Source organism: Escherichia sp. MOD1-EC7011 (assembly GCF_002965005.1).
Classification (GTDB): Bacteria; Pseudomonadota; Gammaproteobacteria; order Enterobacterales; family Enterobacteriaceae; genus Escherichia; species Escherichia ruysiae.
Map to the genome: position 1 here is coordinate 22,983 of NZ_PTRD01000034.1, position 17,035 is coordinate 40,017.

The 17,035-nt window shown below is 52.0% G+C and carries 12 protein-coding genes; 5 read left to right on the top strand and 7 right to left on the bottom strand.

Annotated elements, in window-relative coordinates:
• Positions 1-55: 55 nt before the first annotated feature.
• Genes A7098_RS17010 through A7098_RS17020 form a run of 3 tightly spaced genes read right to left on the bottom strand, consistent with a single transcriptional unit; the run spans position 56 to position 1,771 of the window.
• The gene (locus A7098_RS17010) at positions 56-256 is read right to left on the bottom strand and encodes a YpfN family protein (RefSeq protein WP_000383836.1); all 201 of its coding nucleotides are present in this window, start codon (positions 254-256) and stop codon (positions 56-58) included.
• Positions 257-283: 27 nt separating this feature from the next.
• Positions 284-1,411, bottom strand: coding sequence for a succinyl-diaminopimelate desuccinylase (gene dapE / locus A7098_RS17015; protein ID WP_001277782.1), 1,128 nt, complete (start codon positions 1,409-1,411; stop codon positions 284-286).
• A 3-nt stretch (positions 1,412-1,414) separates the two neighbouring features.
• Positions 1,415-1,771 (bottom strand): ArsC family reductase, encoded by a 357-nt coding sequence (locus A7098_RS17020; RefSeq protein ID WP_000258248.1) that lies wholly within the window; start codon positions 1,769-1,771, stop codon positions 1,415-1,417.
• Between the two features lie 378 nt (positions 1,772-2,149).
• On the opposite strand from A7098_RS17020, the gene ypfM reads away from it, so the two are divergent.
• Positions 2,150-2,209, top strand: coding sequence for a protein YpfM (ypfM, locus tag A7098_RS17025; protein WP_001386977.1), 60 nt, complete (start codon positions 2,150-2,152; stop codon positions 2,207-2,209).
• A gap of 98 nt (positions 2,210-2,307) precedes the next feature.
• Here ypfM and acrD read toward each other — a convergent pair whose 3' ends face one another.
• Positions 2,308-5,421, bottom strand: a complete 3,114-nt coding sequence (gene acrD / locus A7098_RS17030; RefSeq protein ID WP_105281137.1) for a multidrug efflux RND transporter permease AcrD — start codon at positions 5,419-5,421, stop codon at positions 2,308-2,310.
• A 163-nt stretch (positions 5,422-5,584) separates the two neighbouring features.
• Positions 5,585-7,285 (bottom strand): nitrate/nitrite two-component system sensor histidine kinase NarQ, encoded by a 1,701-nt coding sequence (narQ, locus tag A7098_RS17035; RefSeq protein WP_024212552.1) that lies wholly within the window; start codon positions 7,283-7,285, stop codon positions 5,585-5,587.
• Positions 7,286-7,490: 205 nt separating this feature from the next.
• Between narQ and aegA the strand changes: the two genes are divergently transcribed.
• The 3 genes from aegA (at position 7,491) to A7098_RS17050 (ending at position 11,282) form a co-directional block, all read left to right on the top strand.
• A complete protein-coding gene (gene aegA / locus A7098_RS17040; protein WP_105281138.1) occupies positions 7,491-9,470 on the top strand; it encodes a formate-dependent uric acid utilization protein AegA in 1,980 nt (659 codons plus the stop codon).
• 67 nt (positions 9,471-9,537) lie between these two features.
• A complete protein-coding gene (gene nudK / locus A7098_RS17045; protein ID WP_010344584.1) occupies positions 9,538-10,113 on the top strand; it encodes a GDP-mannose pyrophosphatase NudK in 576 nt (191 codons plus the stop codon).
• Positions 10,114-10,238: 125 nt separating this feature from the next.
• The gene (locus A7098_RS17050) at positions 10,239-11,282 is read left to right on the top strand and encodes a DUF1176 domain-containing protein (protein ID WP_032225926.1); all 1,044 of its coding nucleotides are present in this window, start codon (positions 10,239-10,241) and stop codon (positions 11,280-11,282) included.
• Positions 11,283-11,357: 75 nt separating this feature from the next.
• On the opposite strand, the gene tkt is transcribed toward A7098_RS17050, so the two are convergent.
• Both tkt and tal read right to left on the bottom strand, forming a co-directional pair.
• Positions 11,358-13,367: a transketolase gene (gene tkt, locus A7098_RS17055; RefSeq protein ID WP_032225925.1), complete on the bottom strand. Its 2,010-nt coding sequence runs from the start codon at positions 13,365-13,367 to the stop codon at positions 11,358-11,360.
• Positions 13,368-13,386: 19 nt separating this feature from the next.
• A complete protein-coding gene (tal, locus tag A7098_RS17060; protein ID WP_001003728.1) occupies positions 13,387-14,337 on the bottom strand; it encodes a transaldolase in 951 nt (316 codons plus the stop codon).
• A 285-nt stretch (positions 14,338-14,622) separates the two neighbouring features.
• Between tal and maeB the strand changes: the two genes are divergently transcribed.
• A complete protein-coding gene (maeB, locus tag A7098_RS17065; RefSeq protein WP_105281139.1) occupies positions 14,623-16,902 on the top strand; it encodes an NADP-dependent oxaloacetate-decarboxylating malate dehydrogenase in 2,280 nt (759 codons plus the stop codon).
• Positions 16,903-17,035 lie beyond the last annotated feature (133 nt).

The following is a 17,035-nucleotide window of genomic DNA, read 5'->3' on the forward strand; positions in this document are numbered from 1 at the left end:
GACGCGTCTTATCAGGCCTACGGTTGAGCGCCAGACATTATCCGGCCCCTCCAGCTTACTTCTTCGGTTGATCCTTCTTCGGCCAGTCGTCGTCATCGTCCCATTTATCGTTGAAATCACGATGCGGGGGAAGCTCCGGCTTGTTGGCGAGAAATTTCTTATGGTCGACGCGCTTGAGATCTTTGATAACATTCAGCAGAACGCCCACCAAAAAGACAATTACCAGAATCCACCAATATTTAGCCAGCCAGTCCATGCTTTTTTCCTCTTGCAGAACCACTCATCAGGCGACGAGCTGTTCCATGATACGTTGATACATACGGGCAAGTAGCTGCAGGTCGGCAGCGTTCACACATTCATTAATTTTATGAATGGTGGCATTGACCGGCCCAAGTTCCACCACCTGCGCCCCCATGCGGGCAATAAAGCGCCCGTCGGACGTTCCGCCTGTGGTCAGTAGCTGCGGTTTAATTTCATTATAGTGCTCAACCGCGTTGACGACCGCATCTACCAGTTTACCGCGCGCAGTCAAAAATGGCTGCCCGGAAAGCCACCAATCGACCGTATAACGCAGTTGATGTTTTTCAAGCAGGGTAAGCACCTGTGCTTTGATCATTTCATCAGTAAGTTCGGTGCTAAAGCGGAAGTTAAACTGTACAAACAGCTCACCCGGAATGACATTATTACTGCCAGTACCCGCCTGAATATTGGCTATTTGCATACTGGTTGCCGGGAAAAACTCATTGCCCTGATCCCACTCGATAGCCACTAACTCATTGAGGAAAGGCGCTGCACGATGTACAGGGTTATCTGCAAGGTGTGGGTAGGCCACATGTCCCTGCACGCCATGAATTGTAAGGTTACAGGTCAACGATCCGCGACGGCCATTTTTCACTACATCACCGACCACTTCGATACTCGACGGTTCACCAACCAGGCAGTAATCCAGCCGTTCACGGCGTGCCATTAAGGTTTCGACCACTTTGACCGTGCCGTTGTGGGCGCTGGCTTCTTCGTCTGAGGTGATCAGAAACGCCAGTCGACCTTTATGGTTGGGATGTTGAGCGACAAAGCGTTCTGCTGCTACCACCATCGCCGCCAGCGACCCTTTCATATCTGCCGCGCCGCGCCCGAATAACATACCGTCGCGAATGGTCGGTTCAAATGGTGGATTGATCCAACGGTCGGCATCGCCAGGCGGTACAACGTCGGTATGTCCGGCAAAGGCTAACGTTTCTCCCTGTCCACGCCACGCCCAAAAATTCTGCGTATCCGCAAAGTCCATGCGTTCGATGGTAAAACCGATCGCCTGTAAACGTTCGGTAATGATTGCCTGACATCCTGCGTCATCAGGACTTAAGGATGGGCGGCGAATAAGCTGCTGTGTCAGCTCAATAACCGGACACGACATAGACTACACCTCATGGAAAAATTGCTGATAACTGGACTCACTGAAACCCAGCAGCATAGGCTTCCCTGGCGCGCAGAGCAATGGGCGTTTGATAATTGCAGGCATTTCAGTCATTAATGCCGCCGCAGAAGCCGCATCGGTGATTTTATTGCGCGTGGTTTCGTCCAGTTTACGCCAGGTAGTACCACGGGTGTTGAGTAACGCTTCCCAGCCTAATTCGTTGATAAAACCGTTCAATAATTCGCTGTCCAGCCCATCAACGCGATAATCATGAAAACGATAGTCGATGTTATTGGCTTCCAGCCAACGGCGAGCCTTTTTAATGGTGTCACAATTTTTAATGCCGTAAAGTGTAACCATAATGAATCCTTTTTCGATTTATAAGAATAAATACTCATTTAACGGTCAATACATTTCCCCGACAAATGAATACCAGGGAATATAACATTATTAAGGTGTTTCACTTAACAATTATTAAATAATTGTGAGCATTTTGAATGTAATTATTAAGAATATTCCCCTAGGTATCTGTATGTATTTCAAACAGAATTAAGCAAGTATTAGAATCCGTATGAATCTGTTGAAATGTTGCTTTGCATCACATAAAAATCCCTGTCTCAGGGCCATAGTATTTACATAGGTTTTGCCCCGGAGGTAGTAATCACTGCAATCGAATAAATTAGCTTCACCACGGTATATTGTTTCCGTAGAATACCCATAATTATAAGAGAGGTTGTTATGATTGAACGTGAACTGGGGAACTGGAAAGACTTTATCGAAGTTATGCTTCGCAAGTAATTACCAGGACAGAAGGTAAAATGAAAGAACCTGATGAACAGGTTCTTTATCAGAAAGTTGAAAAAGGCGACACGTTGGCATGTCGCCTTTTTTATTGATTATTCCGGGCGTGGCTTCAGAGGGAAACGACGGCGTACCAGCACAAAGAACAGCGGCACGAAGTAAATCGCCAGAATGGTGGCGGAGATCATTCCCCCCATTACGCCAGTACCCACCGCATGTTGACCACCGGAACCGGCACCGCTGCTGATTGCCATCGGCAGTACGCCGAAGATAAACGCCAGCGAGGTCATCAGTATCGGGCGTAAACGCTGGCGGCAGGCATAAAGCGTCGCTTCAAACAGGTCGTGACCTTTTTGGTTCATCTCGTTAGCGAACTCGACAATGAGGATGGCGTTTTTCGCCGATAAACCAATGACCGTTAATAAACCCACCTGGAAGTAAACGTCGTTTTCCAGCCCACGCATCCAGGTTGCCAGCAGCGCGCCGATAACTCCCAGCGGTACAACCAGCATTACCGAGAACGGTACTGACCAACTTTCATAAAGTGCAGCCAGACACAGGAATACCACCAGCAATGAAATGGCATACAGCGCCGGAGCTTGCGCACCGGAAAGTCGTTCCTGGTACGACATCGCCGTCCACTCCAGTCCAAAGCCGTTCGGCAACTGCTTCACTAACGATTCCATAATATCCATCGCTGTACCCGTACTGACGCCCGGTGCGGCTTCCCCGACAATCTCTACCGCAGAATAGCCGTTATAGCGTTCCAGACGCGGCGAACCTGTCTCCCAGCGAGAGGTCGCGAAGGCAGAGAAGGGCACCATCCCACCGTCTTTGTTACGCACATACCACAGGTTGATATCATCCGGCAGCATCCGATACGGCGCGGCGGCCTGCACATAGACTTTCTTCACGCGACCGCGATCCATAAAGTCATTTACATAGCTTGAACCCCACGCGGTTTGCAGCGTGTCGTTAATATCGTCAATGGCAACGCCCAGCGCCTGAGCTTTACGTTGGTCGATATCAATCTGCAACTGCGGACTGTCATCAAGACCGTTATGGCGCACGCGGGTTAATTCCGGATTTTCCGCTGCCAGCGCCAGCAACTGGTTACGTGCAGCCATCAGCGCATCGTGACCCGCTCCGGCGTGATCCTGCAACTCCATATCAAAACCCGCAGAACTGCCAAGACCGCTAATTGCCGGCGGGCTGCTGGCGATAACGCGGGCTTCTTTAATCTTATTAAATTCTTTCGTTGCACGTTCGATAATGGCAAACGAAGTGCCGGTCTTACTGTCGCGCTCACTCCAGTCTTTCAGGCGGATAAACATACGCGCCACGTTTTGCCCGTTGCCGCCAGGGCCTGAACCGACCGTGGCAAATACCGACGTGATATTGTCTTTCTCATGAGTGAAGTAATACTTCTCGATCTGTTCCACCACTTTCAGCGTCTGTTGCTGGGTCGAACCGCTGGGTAGCTGCACCGACGTGGTGAACATGCCACGGTCTTCCAGTGGCAGGAATGACGTCGGCAGACGCAGGAACAGAAACACCATACCGCCTAACAGCAGGACGTAAATCAAAATCCAGCGCAGGCTGCGGTGGAGAATTTTCGCCACCCCTTTCTCGTAGCGTTCGGCGTTACGGTTGAACATCTGGTTAAACCAGGCAAAAAAGCCTTTCTGCCCGTGATGCTCACCTTTTTTCAGTGGCTTAAGTAGCGTGGCACACAGCGCCGGAGTGAGGATCATCGCCACCAGTACCGACAGCACCATCGCCGCAACAATGGTAATAGAGAACTGGCGATAGATAGCTCCGGTCGTGCCGCCAAAGAAGGCCATTGGCACAAATACCGCCGACAGCACCATTGCAATCCCGACCAGAGCGCCCTGGATTTGCCCCATCGATTTACGTGTGGCTTCGCGAGGAGTGAGTCCTTCCTCACTCATAATACGTTCGACGTTTTCCACTACCACGATGGCGTCATCCACCAGCAGACCGATCGCCAGCACCATCGCAAACATGGTTAAGGTGTTGACGCTGTAACCGAAGGCGTAAAGCACGGAGAAAGTGCCCATCAACACCACCGGCACGGCGATAGTTGGAATCAATGTAGCGCGGAAGTTTTGCAGGAACAGATACATGACGAGGAAAACCAGCGCGATAGCTTCTAACAGGGTTTTCACTACGTCTTCAATGGAGGCTTTAACAAACGAGGTGGTTTCATACGCCACCTTATATTCCAGACCGGGAGGGAAGTATTGCGCCAGTTCGTCGAGCCGGTTCAGTACCAGCTTCGCCGTGGCCATTTCGTTCGCGCCGGAAGCCAGTTTTACTCCCAGACCGGAGGCAGGCTTACCATTAAAGCGGCTAAGATAATCGTATTTCTCCGCCCCCATTTCGACGGTGGCAACATCGCCCAGTTTCACTTCCGAACCATCCTGATTTACCCGCAAGGTGATATCGCGGAACTGTTCAGGCGTTTGCAACAGCGACTGGGCGTTAATGGTAGCGTTCAATGCTTGTTTATCTACAGAAGGTGTACCGCCAAGCTGTCCGACCGCAATCTGCGCGTTCTGTGACTCAATGGCGTCGGTTACATCTTTAGCCGTCATCTGGAAGCTGTTCAGTTTTGCCGGATCAAGCCAGATACGCATCGAGTACTGTGAACCATAGGCGTCGATATCACCAACGCCGTTAACGCGGCTTAACGGATCCTGAATATTACTGGCAACGTAATCGGCAATATCTTGTTTATCCATCGAACCATCGGTAGAGACGAAAGCAATGGTCAGGATGTTAGTATCGCCGGTTTTACGTATTGTCACGCCCTGGTTTTGTACCGCCTGTGGGAGTTTACGCATGGCCGATTGCAGCTGGTTTTGCACCTGTTGCACCGCCTCGTCTGGGTCGGTTCCGGCTTTAAAACTTAAGGTGACAGATGCCTGACCGGTGCCACTGCTTTGTGACGACATATACATCAGGTTATCGAGGCCAGTCATATTCTGCTCGATAACCTGGGTCACGGTGTTTTCCAGCGTCTGGGCCGATGCGCCGGGATAGTTAGCGGTCACTCGCACATTCGGTGGCGCGAGATCGGGGTATTGTTCAACGGGCAATGAAAAAATCGCCAGGGTACCTGTCAGACACAACAGGATTGCCAGCACCCAGGCAAAAATGGGGCGATCAATAAAGAAATTCGCCATTAAAAGAGGACCTCGTGTTTCTGCGTATCGTTGTAGGCTTGACTTGCTTCACTGTAGCGGCAAGGTACGAGCCAATCGTGGAGAAAAAAAGGAGATAATGTAAATTATCATGCCCTTTTATACTGAACCTTAAGTGCCCGTATTCTTTGGTCAACAAGAGGTATTACATCAGTTGACTTTCCTCACCCGCCGCAGAGCGAAAGCTAATACTCACTAACGTGCCGCCGCCGGAAGGTTGCGAAAATGTCAGCGTTCCGCCCAGTCGTTCCGCGCGCTCGCGCATAATATTCAGACCATAATGGCCTTCAGGTTCTTTCGGTTCACCGATACCAATCCCGTTGTCACGGATATAGACCGTGTGGTTGCCGTCCGGTGCGGTGACGCAGCTAACAGCGATTTCGCTGGCGTTGGCGTGCTTCATCGCATTCAGCACCGCTTCACGAATAATTTGCAACAGATGCACCTGCATTTGCGCATCCAGCGCCAGGGTTGGCAAGCGGCAGTCGAGGGTCAGTTTGGCGCTGGTTTGATTTTGTAATGTATCCAGCATTTCCCGCAGCGCGGAAGGGAGATCCGCCTGCTGCAGCGTGAGGCGGAAAGTGGTCAGCAGCTCGCGTAACTGCCGATACGCATCATTCAATGCCTGGGAAAAATCGGCCATGATACTTTGTGCGGTGGCGTTATCTTCCGGTATCGAACGCTTCAGTAACGTCAACTGGATACGCAAATAAGAAAGCACCTGAGCCAGCGAGTCGTGTAATTCGCGGGCGATGGTCGCGCGTTCCTCCATCAACAGCAATTGCTGAAAATGTTTCTGTGCCTGGTTAAAGTACAAACCGCGCCCCAGCATCGATGAAACGCTATTAAGCAGCGGTTCGGAGGCCGACACGTTGCTGTTTTGCCAGTGCAGCTCGCCGTAAACCGTCTCTTGCATGGTCACCGGTAAAATCTGCATCGGCAGTTGCGGGTTGGGCTTTCCTTCGCTAATCCGCCAGTTTTCACCGACATTTAACTCCAGATATTCAGCCGCTTCATTGTCGCGAACAATCTGCAAAATATGGCGGAAACAATGCACATCAATCTGGCTGGTGTTCAGCGCCTGCGAACACTGATACAACACCTCCAGACGGCGCTTGGCCTCGTGGAGATCGCGGGTTTTTTCTTCTACTGACGCTTCCAGCGAACGGTACAATTTATGCAGTTCGCTCGACATCTGGTTAAAGGTTTTGGCCAGCAGTCCCAGCTCATTGGGCAGGCTGGTATCCAGCGGCGGTGAGTCGAACTGACCGTGTTCAATACGCTGACTGGCGGTAACCAGTTGATTCAGTGGGGCAACGACCTGATGGCGTATGCGGCGCAGAGTAAAAAAGACCAGCGTGAAAATACCGATGCCGCCAGCCAGCGAAATCGCCACCACCAGCAGCATTTTGCGTTCAGCGTAGTGCTGTAAAGCCAGCACGAACAGGTCTATCTGATTGACATAATTATCGATATTGGCCTGATACCACGGCAAATCCCCTTTGCTGAGCCGATTATTCATCTCCAGCCAGTTGGCATTCAGATGCGCATAGCGGGTTTTTACTGCCTCTGGCACATACCAGACGTTGAGATTGGTTAATACCGGTGAATGCAGTGCCTGCTGGAACAACTGGCGATGCGCATTGAGTTGTGGACTGCCACTTTGCAAGTCGTAGCCCAGGCGGTAACTCTGCATACGCAGCGATCCGGCAATATTGATCGCCTCAGCGTCGCGCAAGCTGCTCGCCAGAGTTAGCAGAGCGATACCCGTGGAAAGAATCGACAGCAGCACAATGTAAAAAAAGGCCCTGGCCAGACTGGCCGAGACGGGTCGTTTAACAATCACACGCGTCTTCTCCACATAAAATCATTAATGTTCCAGGTTGTTGAAACGCAATTTAGTCAGTGATGGGATTATTTGATCTGCCACAGTTTATAGCGAAATAGTTACTTGTTCTGGGCACATGGACATTGCCGATTCCCCTGCAAGTCGGGTAATAACAACACTCATATAAAGAATAAGGTTTTTACAACCAAAAAAGAAGGTCGTTATGAATCGTTTTATTATGGCCAACAGTCAGCAATGTCTGGGTTGTCATGCTTGTGAAATCGCCTGTGTCATGGCTCACAATGATGAGCAACATGTCCTGAGCCAACACCATTTTCATCCCCGAATTACGGTTATCAAACATCAGCAGCAACGTAGTGCAGTGACCTGTCACCATTGCGAAGATGCGCCCTGTGCCCGTAGCTGCCCCAATGGCGCAATCAGCCATGTTGATGACAGCATTCAGGTCAATCAGCAAAAGTGTATTGGCTGTAAATCCTGTGTGGTGGCCTGTCCGTTTGGTGCCATGCAGATTGTCCTGACACCCGTCACAGCGGGTAAAGTGAAAGCCACGGCACATAAATGCGACCTGTGCGCAGGGCGAGAAAACGACCCCTCCTGTGTCGAAAACTGCCCGGCGGATGCGCTGCAACTGGTCACCGACGCCGCACTCTCCGGCATAGCGAAATCTCGCCGCTTGCGCACTGCACGTCAGGAACATCAACCGTGGCATACCAGTACAGCGGCACAAGAAATGCCGGTAATGAGTAAAGTCGAGCAAATGCAGGCAACGCCCGCGCGCGGCGAGCCGGATAAACTGGCAATTGAAGCGCGCAAAACCGGCTTTGATGAAATTTATCTGCCATTCCGCACCGACCAGGCACAACGGGAAGCCTCGCGCTGCCTGAAGTGCGGCGAGCATAGCGTCTGTGAATGGACCTGCCCGCTGCATAACCATATTCCGCAGTGGATTGAACTGGTGAAAGCCGGAAATATCGACGCCGCCGTCGAGCTTTCTCACCAGACCAACACCCTGCCAGAAATTACCGGACGCGTCTGTCCGCAAGATCGCTTGTGTGAAGGCGCCTGCACCATTCGCGATGAGCACGGCGCGGTGACTATCGGCAACATTGAACGCTACATTTCAGATCAGGCGTTGGCGAAAGGTTGGCGTCCTGACTTAAGCCATGTCACGAAAGTGGACAAGCGAGTGGCGATTATCGGTGCGGGGCCTGCGGGGCTGGCCTGTGCGGACGTCCTGACCCGCAGCGGCGTGGAGGTGACGGTATACGATCGCCATCCAGAAATCGGTGGCTTGCTCACCTTTGGCATTCCTTCTTTCAAATTGGATAAATCGCTGATGGCGCGCCGTCGGGAAATCTTCAGCGCAATGGGGATTCACTTCAAACTCAATTGTGAAGTGGGTAAAGATGTCTCTTTGGATTCGCTGCTCGAACAATACGACGCAGTCTTCGTTGGCGCCGGCACTTACCGTTCCATGAAAGCGGGCTTACCCAATGAAGATGCGCCGGGCGTTTATGACGCGCTGCCGTTCCTCATCGCCAACACTAAACAGGTGATGGGGCTCGAAGAGCTACCGGAAGAGCCGTTTATCAATACCGCCGGGCTAAATGTCGTTGTACTGGGCGGCGGCGACACCGCGATGGACTGTGTGCGCACCGCGCTGCGCCACGGCGCAAGTAACGTCACCTGCGCCTATCGTCGTGATGAAGCTAACATGCCCGGTTCGAAAAAAGAGGTGAAGAACGCCCGCGAAGAGGGGGCTAACTTCGAATTTAACGTCCAGCCAGTGGCGCTTGAATTGAATGAGCAAGGTCACGTCTGCGGGATTCGTTTCCTGCGCACGCGACTTGGCGAGCCGGATGCACAAGGGCGTCGGCGTCCGGTGCCGGTGGAAGGCAGTGAATTTGTCATGCCAGCCGACGCGGTGATTATGGCGTTTGGTTTTAATCCGCATGATATGCCGTGGCTTCAGTCACATGGTGTAACGGTGGATAAATGGGGGCGCATCGTGGCTGATGTTGAAAGTCAGTACCGTTACCAGACGACGAACCCGAAAATCTTCGCTGGTGGCGATGCCGTGCGCGGTGCGGATCTCGTGGTGACTGCAATGGCGGAAGGGCGCCATGCGGCGCAGGGAATTATTGACTGGCTGGGGATAAAATCAGTCAAATCTCACTAATTCCATCCGCAGACAAACCCGACTTCACAGCGTAAGATACTTGTTCATTTCGCGCTGTGGAGTCGGTATGACGCAACAAATCACCCTCATCAAAGACCAAATTCTCTCCGATAACTATTTCACCCTGCACAACATTACCTACGATCTCACCCGCAAAGATGGCGAAGTTATCCGCCATAAACGTGAAGTTTACGATCGCGGCAATGGCGCGACGATCCTCCTGTACAACGCGAAGAAAAAGACCGTAGTTCTGATTCGTCAGTTCCGCGTCGCGACCTGGGTTAATGGCAATGAAAGCGGGCAGTTGATTGAAACCTGTGCCGGGCTGCTGGACAACGACGAACCCGAAGTGTGCATTCGCAAAGAAGCGATTGAAGAGACGGGTTATGAGGTTGGCGAAGTACGCAAATTATTTGAACTGTATATGTCGCCTGGCGGTGTGACCGAGCTAATCCACTTTTTTATCGCCGAATACAGTGACAGCCAGCGTGCTAACGCGGGGGGCGGCGTCGAAGATGAAGATATTGAAGTGCTTGAGCTGCCGTTCAGCCAGGCGCTTGAGATGATTAATACCGGCGAGATACGTGACGGTAAGACGGTGTTATTGCTTAACTATTTACAAACGTCACATTTAATGGACTGAAAAATAACAATAATATTTCGTTGTTTATTATTGGCTCAATCCGATAAATCCGATTGAGCCGCGCTACCTGCGCAACGAAGATACGACTTGTGCTGTTTGTTTGAACTTCTGGGGTCGTACCGTCCATGCGCTATCGCATTTTCCTGCTCTTTTTTTTCGCTTTGTTGCCGACGTCTTTGGCGTGGGCAGCACCAGCGCAACGGACGTTTTCTGACTGGCAGGTCACCTGTAACAACCAAAATTTCTGCGTAGCGCGCAATACTGGCAATCATAATGGACTGGTGATGACTCTCAGTCGCAGTGCCGGGGCGCATACCGATGCCGTTTTACGTATTGAGCGCGGCGGGTTGAAGTCGCCGGATGCGTCGGAAGAGGCGATAGCGCCACGACTGCTGTTAGATGGCGAGCCGCTGGCGTTAAGCGGGGACAAGTGGCGGATTTCGCCGTGGTTATTAGTGACCGATGATACGGCGACCATCACCGCGTTTTTGCAGATGATTCAGGAAGGGAAGGCAATTACCTTACGCGAGGGCGATCAGACCATTTCTCTTAATGGATTAAAAGCGGCGTTGTTGTTTATTGATGCTCAGCAAAAGCGCGTTGGCAGTGAAACCGCCTGGATCAAGAAAGGGGACGAACCGCCGCTCAGCGTACCGCCCGCGCCTGCGCTGAAAGAGGTCGTGGTGGTAAACCCAACGCCGACGCCACTCTCACTCGAAGAGCGTAATGATTTGCTGGATTACGGTAACTGGCGGATGAATGGCCTGCGTTGTTCGCTTGATCCGTTGCGTCGAGAGGTGAATGTCACTGCGCTAACCGATGATAAAGCGTTGATGATGATTAGCTGTGAGGCGGGCGCCTATAACACCATTGATCTGGCGTGGATAGTGTCGCGTAAAAAGCCGCTGGCCTCGCGTCCGGTACGGTTGCGTTTGCCGTTCAATAACGGTCAGGAGACGAATGAACTGGAACTGATGAACGCGACATTTGATGAAAAATCGCGTGAACTGGTGACGTTAGCGAAAGGCCGTGGATTAAGCGATTGTGGTATCCAGACGCGCTGGCGTTTTGACGGCCAGCGTTTTCGTCTGGTGCGTTACGCTGCCGAACCCACCTGCGATAACTGGCATGGGCCAGACGCCTGGCCCACGTTGTGGATCACCCGTTAAACAAAATGGCGGGGACATGTAGACCGGATAAGACGCTGTAGGCCGGATAAGACGCGTCAGCGTCGCATCCGGCAATCAGCATCCGGCACCTTTCACTCCCAGCACCTTATGCGCTTTTGCCACAATATTCTCGGCGGTAAAGCCAAAGAACGGGAACAGCTTATCCGCCGGAGCCGATTCGCCATAACCCGTCATCCCGACAATCGCACCTTTGAGGCCAACGTATTTGTACCAGTAATCGGCGATGCCTGCTTCCACCGCTACGCGAGCCGTAACGTTAGAAGGCAACACCGACTCCCGATATTCCTCATCCTGGGCGTCGAAAATATCGGTCGAGGGCAGGGAAACCACGCGAACATTGCGACCTTCTCCCGCTAATTTCTCCGCCGCTTGTAGGGTGATTTCCATCTCTGAACCGGTAGCAATCAAAATAATATCCGGCTTGCCGCCGCTGTCTTTCAGCACATAACCACCACGAGCAATCTCTTTTACCTGATCCGGCGTACGTTCCACCTGCGCCAGATTCTGCCTTGAGAGGATCAGCGCCGTCGGCCCGTTGTGGCGCTCAACCGCCAGTTTCCAGCCCACCGCTGCTTCCACCTGATCGCACGGTCGCCAGGTGCTGAAATTCGGGGTTAAGCGCAAACTGGCCAGTTGCTCAACCGCCTGGTGCGTCGGGCCATCTTCCCCCAGACCAATCGAGTCATGGGTATAAACCATAATCTGCCGCGCTTTCATCAGCGCCGCCATACGTGCAGCGTTGCGGGCGTATTCAACAAACATCAGGAACGTCGCGGTATACGGTACAAATCCACCGTGGTGCGCGATGCCGTTGGCGATGGCGGTCATACCAAATTCACGCACTCCGTAGTGAATATAATTCCCTGCCAGATCTTCCTTCAGCGACACCGAACCTTTCCAGATGGTTAAGTTACTGGGAGCCAGATCCGCCGAACCGCCGAGCAGTTCCGGCAGCATGGGGCCGTAAGCGTTAAGCGTATTTTGCGACGCCTTACGGGTAGCGATTTTTGCCGGATTCGCCTGCAACTCATTGATATATTTCTGCGTCGTTTTCTCCCAGTCCTTCGGCAAACCTCCGCTCATCCGGCGGGTAAACTCCTCTGCCAGTTGCGGATGGGCTTTTTTATAAGCTGCAAACTTTTCATTCCAGCTCTGCTGCGCTTTTTCGCCTTTTTCGCGGGCATCCCAGGCGTGATAAATCTCTTTAGGGATCTCAAATGGCGGATGGTGCCAGCCCAGTTTTTGCCGTGCCAGCGCCACTTCTTCTTCCCCCAGAGGTGCGCCGTGCGCCTCTTCCTTACCCGCTTTATTAGGCGAACCGAAGCCAATCACCGTGCGGCAGATAATCAACGACGGCTTATCTTTCACGCTTTGCGCTTCGAGAATCGCTTCTTTCACCGCCTGCGGATCGTGACCGTCGATTTCATGGACAACATGCCAGTGATAGGCTTCAAAACGTTTTGCCGTATCGTCGGTAAACCAGCCTTCGGTTTCACCGTCGATGGAAATACCGTTGTGATCGTAAAAACCAATCAGCTTGCCTAGCCCCAGCGTGCCCGCCAGCGAACAGACTTCGTGAGAAATACCTTCCATCAGGCAGCCGTCGCCCATAAACACATAAGTGAAGTGATCGACAATTTCATGATCCGGCTGGTTAAACTGCGCCGCCAGCGTACGTTCTGCTATCGCCAGTCCAACCGCGTTCGCCAGCCCTTGCCCCAGCGGCCCTGTGGTGGTTTCAACGCCTGGCGTATAGCCAAGCTCAGGGTGTCCTGGGGTTTTCGAATGCAACTGACGGAAGTTCTTCAGCTCTTCCAGCGGCAGGTCGTAACCGGTCAGATGCAGCAAACTGTAGAGCAGCATCGAGGCATGACCGTTGGAGAGAATAAAGCGGTCGCGATCATACCAGGTTGGATCGGTGGGGTTATGTTTAAGAAAATCGTTCCACAGCACTTCGGCAATATCGGCCATGCCCATCGGCGCGCCGGGATGACCAGAATTGGCTTTTTGCACCGCATCCATACTGAGCGCGCGAATCGCATTGGCAAGGTCTTTTCGGGACATATAACACTCCGTGGCTGGTTTATAGTTTGGCGGCAAGAAGATCTTCCAGTTTGCGTTGATCGACGGCGAACAGGCGGATGCCTTCAGACAGTTTTTCTACCGCCATCGCATCCTGATTGTGCTCCCAACGGAACTCCGCTTCGCTCATGGGGGCAGGGCGTGGGAACGTCTGAGAAGGCGGGATCAATTTGCGGACGACTGGCGAGACTTTTTCCTGCAACTCTTTCAGCAAGTTCGGCGCGATAGTCAGACGATCGCAACCGGTTAAAGCGAGGATTTGCTCGGTACGGCGGAAACTTGCGCCCATCACAATGGTTTCATAGCGGTGCTGCTTGAAATAGTCGTAGATATTACGCACCGACTTAACGCCCGGATCTTCTTCCACCACATACGGATCCAGCGGCTTGCGCGCCTGATACCAGTCATAAATACGCCCGACAAATGGCGAAATCAGAAAAACGCCCGCTTCTGCACAGGCGCGTGCCTGAGCAAAGGAAAACAGCAGCGTCAGATTGCAATTAATGCCTTCTTTTTCCAGCTCTTCTGCCGCGCGGATCCCTTCCCAGGTTGAAGCTAGCTTGATCAGAATGCGTGATTTCTCAACGCCCTGCTGCTGGTACAAATCCACCAGATGACGCGCTTTCTCAATACTCTTTTCTTTATCAAAAGAGAGGCGTGCGTCAACTTCTGTCGATACACGACCGGGTACGATTTTGAGAATTTCTGTACCGAAATTGACCGCCAGCTTATCGCAGGCAGCTACCACTTGTTGTTCCTGCGTTTGACCATTTTTTTTACCCCAGGCGATAGCATCGTCTATTAAATGCTCATATTGTGATAATCCGGCAGCCTTGAGTAATAGCGAAGGATTGGTGGTGGCATCCTGAGGATGATAATGGCGAATGGACTCAATATCGCCGCTGTCTGCCACGACAGTGGTGAATTGTTTAATGCCGTCTAACTCGTTCATAGGAAATACTCCTTGAAAAGTAAAGTGTTAGGTGAGTGCGTTAATTCACACTTCTGAGAAATTTTGCTAATCGCATCAAAAAAGCATAGCAGACAGGCATGGTATTGCCGGATTAAGCAGGTAACATCAGTGTTATAGGATTATTGCCAAAATATTATTTTTATGAGGAGAGTTTGGACTTGCTCAAAGTCTGAAAGCTCCGGCAAGGTAATAATGTGCGCCATGTTGTGGGCTGAGGCAGTTGCCCACGCATTTTTGTGAACGTTACGTGAAAGGAACAACCAAATGGATGACCAGTTAAAACAAAGTGCACTTGATTTCCATGAATTTCCAGTTCCAGGGAAAATCCAGGTTTCTCCCACTAAACCTCTGGCCACGCAGCGCGATCTGGCGCTGGCCTACTCACCTGGCGTCGCCGCGCCTTGTCTTGAAATCGAGAAAGATCCGTTAAAAGCCTACAAATATACTGCGCGCGGTAACCTGGTGGCGGTGATCTCCAACGGTACGGCGGTACTGGGGTTAGGCAACATTGGCGCGCTGGCAGGCAAACCAGTGATGGAAGGCAAGGGCGTTCTGTTTAAGAAATTCGCCGGGATTGATGTGTTTGACATTGAAGTTGATGAACTCGATCCGGACAAATTTATCGAAGTGGTCGCTGCGCTGGAACCGACCTTTGGCGGCATCAACCTCGAAGACATTAAAGCGCCAGAATGCTTCTATATTGAGCAGAAACTGCGCCAGCGGATGAACATTCCGGTATTCCACGACGACCAGCACGGAACGGCAATCATCAGCACCGCCGCTATCCTTAACGGCTTGCGCGTGGTAGAGAAAAACATCTCCGACGTGCGGATGGTAGTTTCCGGCGCGGGGGCAGCCGCCATCGCCTGTATGAACCTGCTGGTGGCACTGGGGCTGCAAAAACATAACATCGTGGTTTGTGACTCGAAAGGCGTTATCTATCAGGGTCGAGAGCCGAACATGGCGGAAACCAAAGCCGCTTATGCGGTGGTGGATGACGGTAAACGTACCCTCGACGATGTAATTGAAGGCGCGGATATTTTCCTTGGCTGCTCCGGCCCGAAAGTGCTGACCCAGGAAATGGTGAAGAAAATGGCTCGCGCGCCGATGATCCTGGCGCTGGCGAATCCGGAACCGGAAATTCTGCCGCCGCTGGCGAAAGAAGTGCGTCCGGATGCCATCATCTGTACTGGTCGTTCTGACTATCCAAACCAGGTCAACAACGTGCTTTGCTTCCCGTTCATTTTCCGTGGCGCGCTGGACGTTGGTGCAACCGCTATTAATGAAGAGATGAAACTGGCGGCGGTACGTGCGATTGCTGAACTGGCTCATGCGGAACAGAGCGAAGTGGTTGCTTCTGCCTATGGCGATCAGGATCTGAGCTTTGGCCCGGAATACATCATTCCTAAACCGTTCGATCCGCGTCTGATCGTCAAGATCGCGCCAGCGGTGGCAAAAGCGGCAATGGAGTCCGGTGTGGCGACGCGTCCGATTGCTGATTTCGACGTCTACATCGACAAACTGACCGAGTTCGTTTACAAAACCAACCTGTTTATGAAGCCGATCTTCTCTCAGGCTCGCAAAGCGCCGAAGCGCGTTGTTCTGCCGGAAGGGGAAGAGGCGCGCGTTCTGCATGCCACTCAGGAACTGGTAACGCTGGGACTGGCGAAACCGATTCTTATTGGTCGTCCGAACGTGATCGAAATGCGCATTCAGAAACTGGGCTTGCAGATCAAAGCGGGTGTTGATTTTGAGATCGTCAATAACGAATCCGATCCGCGCTTTAAAGAGTACTGGACCGAATACTTCCAGATCATGAAACGTCGCGGGGTCACCCAGGAACAGGCACAGCGTGCATTGATCGGCAATCCGACAGTGATCGGCGCGATTATGGTTCAGCGTGGCGAAGCCGATGCAATGATCTGCGGTACGGTGGGGGATTATCACGAACACTTTAGTGTGGTGAAAAATGTGTTTGGTTATCGCGATGGCGTTCACACCGCAGGCGCAATGAACGCGCTGCTGCTGCCGAGTGGTAACACCTTCATTGCTGACACCTACGTCAACGATGATCCAGACGCAGAAGGGCTGGCGGAGATCACGCTGATGGCGGCAGAAACTGTCCGTCGTTTCGGTATTGAGCCGCGTGTTGCCTTACTCTCGCACTCCAACTTTGGTTCTTCAAATTGCCCGTCGTCCAGCAAAATGCGTAAAGCCCTGGAACTGGTCAGGGAACGTGCGCCAGAACTGATGATTGATGGCGAAATGCACGGTGATGCGGCGCTGGTGGAAGCGATTCGCAACGATCGTATGCCGGACAGCTCTCTGAAAGGTTCCGCTAATATTCTGGTGATGCCGAATATGGAAGCCGCCCGCATTAGTTACAACTTACTACGCGTTTCCAGCTCGGAAGGTGTAACCGTTGGTCCGGTGCTGATGGGCGTGGCGAAACCGGTTCACGTATTAACGCCAATCGCGTCGGTACGTCGTATCGTCAACATGGTGGCGCTGGCCGTGGTTGAAGCGCAAACCCAGCCGCTGTAATTCTTTCTTAACTCTTACGCTTACCCTGAATATTCAGGGTAAGCGGTTTATCGCAATATATCAGAAGGAATTATTACTTGTTTTTCGAATAATAAAGCGCGCCATATAAAAATAAATCAATATCAATTTAATT